The sequence below is a fragment of the Bacillus sp. J33 genome (assembly GCF_000518885.1).
Classification (GTDB): domain Bacteria; phylum Bacillota; class Bacilli; order Bacillales; family Cytobacillaceae; genus Cytobacillus.
Map to the genome: position 1 here is coordinate 79,107 of NZ_JAEL01000011.1, position 6,623 is coordinate 85,729.

The 6,623-nt window shown below is 40.1% G+C and carries 5 protein-coding genes and 1 pseudogene; 2 read left to right on the plus strand and 4 right to left on the minus strand.

What is annotated here, in order from left to right:
• Nucleotides 1-3: 3 nt before the first annotated feature.
• From L634_RS0105295 to cyoE, 4 genes are all read right to left on the minus strand, one after another.
• On the minus strand, nt 4-633 hold the full coding sequence (locus L634_RS0105295) for a cytochrome (ubi)quinol oxidase subunit III (RefSeq protein ID WP_026581549.1): 630 nt from the start codon (nt 631-633) through the stop codon (nt 4-6).
• A complete protein-coding gene (ctaD, locus tag L634_RS0105300; protein WP_026581550.1) occupies nt 633-2,501 on the minus strand; it encodes a cytochrome c oxidase subunit I in 1,869 nt (622 codons plus the stop codon). Before ctaD ends, L634_RS0105295 begins: the two co-directional genes overlap by 1 nt.
• A gap of 28 nt (nt 2,502-2,529) precedes the next feature.
• Nucleotides 2,530-3,606, minus strand: a complete 1,077-nt coding sequence (gene coxB, locus L634_RS0105305; RefSeq protein ID WP_026581551.1) for a cytochrome c oxidase subunit II — start codon at nt 3,604-3,606, stop codon at nt 2,530-2,532.
• A 111-nt stretch (nt 3,607-3,717) separates the two neighbouring features.
• Nucleotides 3,718-4,656: a heme o synthase gene (gene cyoE / locus L634_RS0105310; protein WP_026581552.1), complete on the minus strand. Its 939-nt coding sequence runs from the start codon at nt 4,654-4,656 to the stop codon at nt 3,718-3,720.
• A 677-nt stretch (nt 4,657-5,333) separates the two neighbouring features.
• On the opposite strand from cyoE, the gene L634_RS0105315 reads away from it, so the two are divergent.
• Complete coding sequence (locus L634_RS0105315; protein ID WP_026581553.1) at nt 5,334-6,317, plus strand: COX15/CtaA family protein; 984 nt, start codon at nt 5,334-5,336, stop codon at nt 6,315-6,317.
• 124 nt (nt 6,318-6,441) lie between these two features.
• Nucleotides 6,442-6,623 (plus strand): annotated as a pseudogene (locus L634_RS0105320) (IS3 family transposase); the annotation flags it as partial.

A 6,623-nucleotide genomic window follows, 5' to 3' on the forward strand; every position in this document is an offset into this window, starting at 1 on the left:
AGTTTATCCCACCATTCCCATTAAATATACTACTGTGAAGATGAATACCCAAACAACGTCGATAAAGTGCCAGTAAAGACTAGCTACATAAAATTTAGGAGCATTGTAAAGGCTTAATCCTCTTTTGCTATTGCGGATCATTAATGTAGTGATCCAAAGTAAACCGAATGCTACGTGTGCACCATGGAAACCAACTAATGTATAAAAAGCTGAACCAAATGCACTGCTTGTAAAGCTATGATGGAATTCATGAACATAATGATTGAATTCATAGATCTCCAAACCCAGGAATCCAAGTCCAAGCAAAACTGTGATTCCAAGCCATAGCTGCATCTTTTTAAAGTTAAAATTCTTCATATGATACATTGCATATACGCTTGTTAACGAGCTTGTTAATAATAGCATCGTCATAATAAAAGCAAGAGGAATTTCAAATAGGTCTTTCGCTAATGCCATATCACTGCTAGGAACTTTATCCTTCAGGGCAAGGTAGGTAGCAAAGAGGGAGGCGAATAGAACCGTCTCTCCTCCAAGGAAAAACCAGAAACCTAAGAATTTATTCTTGGCTTCGAGGGTTTGTTTTTCAGGCGACGCCGGCCATGTTTCATAAGTCATTTTTTGTTCAGCTGCCATTATGCCTTAACCCCCTTATCATTATCATCTTCCAAATCTTCTTTATGAATGTGGTAGCCATGGTCATCCTTAACAGAACGAACAAACATGGAACCTAAAGTTATCAGCATACCTACGACAAGAACTGGAATTCCCCAGCTGTAGTCAGCACGGTACATTGCTCCAAATGCAGCAACGAATAAACCAAGAGAAATAACAAATGGAATGAAAGAATTATTTGGCATGTGGATATCACCCAGCGGTTCAGCAGGTGCCATTCCTTTTTTGCCTTCCATCTTTTCAAGCCAGTATGCATCAAGTCCGCGAACGAGCGGAAGCTGTTTGAAGTTATAGAATGGAGGCGGTGAAGGAATAGCCCATTCAAGCGTACGACCGTCACCCCATGGGTCATTGCCAACCTTTTCATTTTTAACGCTTGTAATAACAATGTTAATTAACATTACAATCACGGCGACTGCCATAAAGAAAGCGCCGACTGTACTAATAAAGTTCGCTGTTTCCAATCCCTGTCCAGGAAGGAACGTAAAGATACGGCGAGGCATTCCCCATAGTCCAAGGAAATGCTGAATAAAGAATGTTAAATGGAATCCAATAAAGAATAATACAAATGTAATTTTTCCGAGCAATTCATTTAACATGGTACCGAACATTTTCGGCCAGTATAAATGTGCTCCTGCAAATAATGCAAATACCACACCGCCGACAATTACATAGTGGAAGTGGGCTACTACAAAATAGCTGTCATGGTACTGGTAGTCCTGTGCAGCAGATGCAAGCATTACACCAGTAACACCACCGGCTACGAAAGAAGGAATGAAGGCAACAGCCCAAAGCATTGGCGTTGTAAACGTAATGCTTCCGCCCCACATTGTAAATAGCCAGTTAAAGATTTTAATACCCGTAGGTACCGCAATTGCCATTGTTGCAACGGCAAAGATCGCATTAGCAATAGGACCCATACCTGTTGTAAACATATGGTGAGCCCAAACCATGAAACCTAAGAAACCGATAAGAACTGTTGCGAATACCATGGAAGAATATCCGAACAGGCGCTTTCTTGAGAAAATCGCAAAAATTTCAGAGAAAATACCGAAAGCCGGCAATACAAGGATATAAACTTCAGGGTGTCCAAAAATCCAGAAGAAATGCTCCCAGATAATTGTATTACCGCCCATTGATGCATCAAAGAAGTTAGATCCAAACATACGGTCAAAAATGAGCAAGAATAATCCTACTGTTAAAGCAGGGAATGCAAATAGAATTAAGGCAGATGTAACAAATGTAGCCCAAGTAAACATTGGCATACGCATATATGTCATACCTGGTGCACGCATATTAATGATGGTAACAAGGAAGTTGATACCCCCAATTAGCGTACCCGCACCAGAGATCTGCAATCCAAGTGCATAGAAGTCGATGCCATGGCCTTCAGATGCAAGTGATAAAGAAGCATAAGAAGTCCAGCCTGCATCAGGAGCGCCCCCTAAAAACCAGGATAGGTTTAGGAAAACTCCACCGAAGAAAAATAGCCAGAATCCTAAAGAATTCAAGAATGGGAATGCAACGTCACGCGCACCAATTTGAAGTGGCATTACTGCATTCATAAAAGCGAAAATTAGAGGCATAGCCGCTAAGAAGATCATCGTTGTACCGTGCATTGTTAAAATTTCATTATACAATCCGGCACTTACAAAATCATTGTTTGGTACTGCAAGCTGGATACGGATGAACATGGCTTCCAACCCGCCAAGCAAAAAGAAAAATCCGCCAGCTATAAGATAAAGGATTGCGATTTTTTTATGGTCAACTGTTGTTAAGTAGTCCCATAAAACCGCTCCAAAACCTTTTTTCTGTGCTAAGGTACTCACAATTTTACCTCCCTTTTCAAAAAATCCCCTATTGTTCCATAACCTTTAAGCCCATTAAGTATTCTGAAAGGGCATCAAGTTGTTCCTCTGTTAACTCTCCATAAGTACCTGTCATTTTATTTCCAGGCTTATATGTTTCTGGATCTCTCAGCCAATTCTTCAAGTCTTCTTCAGTATGGTCAAGGATACCAGCAATACGGTCACGATCACCGAAGTTTGTTAAGTTTGGAGCTAAACGAGCTGCTTCAGGAGCAGTGTTAGCTGGAGTAACAGCATGACAGCCGATACAGCTGTTATTGAAGACTTCTTGACCAGCTTGCGCAAGATCTGTTTCTGCCTGTTGAGGCTCTTTTACATCCTGCATTGCAGTTACCCATTGATCGAACTGATCGCGTGGAACCGCTTTAACTTTGAAATCCATCAAAGCATGGGAAGGACCGCAAAGCTCTGCACACTTACCATAGAAGTAATTGTCGGCTTCAGCAGCTTTTTCACCGTCAAACTTCAGCCAGAATTTATTCACGTTATCAGTGTTTGTATCCAGCTTACCGCCTACAGCAGGAATCCAGAATGAGTGCTTCACATCAGAAGCGATAAGATTGAAGTATACTTTTTCATCAGTTGGCACAACTAATTCCTGGCCAGTGATAATTTCCTGGTTTGGATATTCAAACTCCCACCAGTACAGGTTTGCACGCACATTAACAACAAGTGCATCTGTTTTGCCTTCTTCATTCTTCTTTTCCATTGGGCTCACATCTGCAAGCTTAAAGGTAGCTGAAACTGTCGGTACAGCAAGAATAAGAAGCAAAAGAATAGGGATAACAGTCCAAATAATTTCCAGTTTGTGGCTTCCTTCAACTTGTTTCGGAATTCTGTCGTCCTTGCGGCGGAATTTAAAAACAACAATAAAGAAGATTACTGTTACGACGGCAATTACCCCTACCATAATTGCAGTACTTAACACCATCAAATCAAATTGTGTTTGCGCCACTTCGCCAGCAGGATTCAGCGTAGATAAATACGGTTTGCCGGAGCAAGCGGAAAGAATGAGCGCCATCATTGCAAACAGAGAATAAAGACGCCACTTTGCAAGCCTTTTCATAGCTTAATCAAACCCCTCTTTCATAAAAATTTCATTTTTTGAATTGTTTGATCAAAAAATATGGATAAATCCCCTCTCGTAACTAGCGAAAGAAAGAATTTCCTAACAAAATTAAATAAGTGTGATAATTACCATAGCTACAAACATGATGGTCAGATATTGTAATGAGTATACAAACATTAATGTAGCCCACTTAATATCATCATTAAACTTTCTGGCATATAGGCCCGTCAAAATCCAGCCGATATTCAACGCTGTTGCAAGAATTAAGAACGGCATGCCAAGTGAAGGCATAAGCAGCGGCAGCGGCAATAATGCTGCAACCCAAGCATAAATATGCCTTTTTGTCACTTTAAACCCTTTTACTACTGGAAGCATTGGAACTCCCGCAGCACGGTATTCCTCCACTCTTCTCATCGCAAGTGCGTAAAAATGGGGAGGCTGCCAGATAAAAACGATTGCGAATAGCACCCATGCCATCGGGTCAAGACTTGCATCCACAGCGGCCCATCCAATTAAAGGAGGAACTGCACCGGAAATGCTGCCAACGACCGTGTTAGAAACGAACCTGCGCTTTGTCCACATTGTATAAAGGACAACATAGCTAAAAACGCCAATTAACCCTATTGCAACTGCTGTTGCTGTTGTAAACATCAAAAAGGCAGTTCCAAGTCCAATCAGCAGGAAACTCATAATGGCAACCTTCGCAGGGTTCACCTTTCCCGTAACTGTTGGCCTGCCTTTTGTTCTTTCCATTAAAGGATCAATATCGCGGTCAATATAATTATTTAAGCTGCATGAGCCGGCTATAATCAGTGATGAACCAATTAATGTATACATAACCAAATCCAGATGGTTGAAAAACCCTTCGCCGGAAAAATGCAATGCAAGCCAAACACCGGTAAAGGTAGTGATCAAATTTGAATTTACAATGCCTATTTTAATCAGCGCAAGGAAATCCTTCCAGACTGTAGTCTCCGGTATATCATTTTGAAGGCTTCGCTCACTGTCTTCAATAGCAGTTTCACTCAAAGCCCGTGAGTCAGACATATCTTTTCCTCCTTTATCCCTTATCACAAACCCAGCTATTTTAGCACTACAACTACTATATAGCATTACTGCACTTAAAGCCATATTTGCGATAAAAAACGAGGGGTATACCCTAAATGATAATGGTCATTATCATTCTAATAGTTTCCACTATTCACAACATTAATAGGCAATTTTTTATCCAAAACAAAAAATAAACCTTTCTTCTGTATATTAAATCACACTTTAAATCGCTTTTGTGAATTTTTTTAGAATAATTTATGACTAATTTGTGTCAAAGCTAAAATATGCTTAAAGAAAGGTTGTTTTTTTGAGATAATAAAGCCTGCTGGGAAACTAAAGGAGTAAAGATTTCTAACCCAAAAATATGTATCTTGCCATGGGGAAACAAGCAATACTTTCCGCGACAGGATTATCCATTTTATACCCCCTTTATATTTCTAGCAAACTCCAATCCAAGTTTCAACCTTTTTTACTATAATTACGTTTATAATTTTTATAAGTATTGTAAAAGAAACATTATTCCTGTACTATCGAAAAAGTAAATGGAGAAGGAATCCTAACTGGCTTTTTAAAAATTTTTTGATAAGATAGAGTACGGATAATTAATAGAAACGAAATTTTTACCGGATTTGTATAAACCAATATAACGAATATGATGAAGAAGGTGAAAGGCTTTGCAACGATCTTTAAAGTGGTTTGCCGTTTTGACAACTATCGGCATGCTCTTGATATTACTGGGTGGTGCACTTGTTACCAAAACAGAATCAGGTATGGGATGCGGGAACTCCTGGCCGCTTTGCAACGGGGAGTTTGTTCCAACCAATATTACTCCAGAGCTGGTAATTGAACTTGCACACCGACTTGTTTCCGGTTCGGTTGGAATAATGGTCTTAATTTTGTCAGTTTGGACTTGGAGAAAAATGGGACATATAAGGGAAACGAAATTTTTGTCTCTGACTTCCTTCATTTTCCTTGTGCTGCAAGCATTAATTGGAGCCGCCGCAGTAGTTTGGGGGCAATCTGATTTTGTGCTTGCATTGCATTTTGGCATTTCCCTAATATCTTTTGCAGCAGTGCTGCTTCTCACATTGCTTATATTTGAAGTTGATAAAAAATTCCAGGCTGAGAAGCTAATTATCGATAAAAGAATGAGAAGTCATATTATAGGTGTTTCATTATATAGCTATGCAGTGGTTTACACCGGGGCTCTTGTCCGCCATGTAAATGCCAGCCTTGTATGCCGTGATTGGCCGCTTTGCATCAATGGATCATTCACACTGCCAGAAAACATGTATGAATGGGTTCAAATGGGCCATAGGGCAGCAGCTGGTTTAATCTTTATCTGGATAGGCTACATCACCTTCCTGGCAATGAAGCATTATAGAGACCAAAAAGTTATATACTGGGGCTGGATTATCTCATTTATTCTCGTATCACTGCAGGTAGCTGCGGGAGCCTTGGTTGTCGTTACCAGACTTAATTTATATATAGCACTTGCTCATGCATTCTTTATTTCTTGTTTGTTCGGGGTGTTAAGCTACTTTATCCTTCTCTCTTCACGAAGCAGGAAGAATGCGCTTGCCAGCCATAAAACTGAGCAGCCAGAACACGAAGAGAAGCAGGAAACGGCTGCTCCTCCAGTTACTACAATCACCTAAAAATAGAAAAAGAGCTTCGGCGCTGTGAACTATACCCCGGATAGCGGACACTGATAAAAAAGTGCCCCTATCCGGGGTTTTTTGTGTTTCAATAGATTTAATGAATAGGGACGGAGGATTTATCATGAGTAAGAATATTTATAATGATTTCCAAATGAAAGAGCTTGAAAAGAATCCTAATGTGTTGAGGACTTCTGAAAGGTCAATCTCCTATAGTTCGGAATTTAAGATAAAAGCAGTGACGGAGTACAAAAATGGGAAAACACCATCGCAAATCTTTATTGAACAAGGCTTTGATCTTGAGAT

What these genes read in the sequence shown, in the direction of transcription:
- L634_RS0105295 (WP_026581549.1), bottom strand. Translation starts at nt 633, where the DNA reads ATGGCAGCTGAACAAAAAATGACTTATGAAACATGGCCGGCGTCGCCT.
- coxB (WP_026581551.1), bottom strand. Translation starts at nt 3,606, where the DNA reads ATGAAAAGGCTTGCAAAGTGGCGTCTTTATTCTCTGTTTGCAATGATG.
- cyoE (WP_026581552.1), bottom strand. Translation starts at nt 4,656, where the DNA reads ATGTCTGACTCACGGGCTTTGAGTGAAACTGCTATTGAAGACAGTGAG.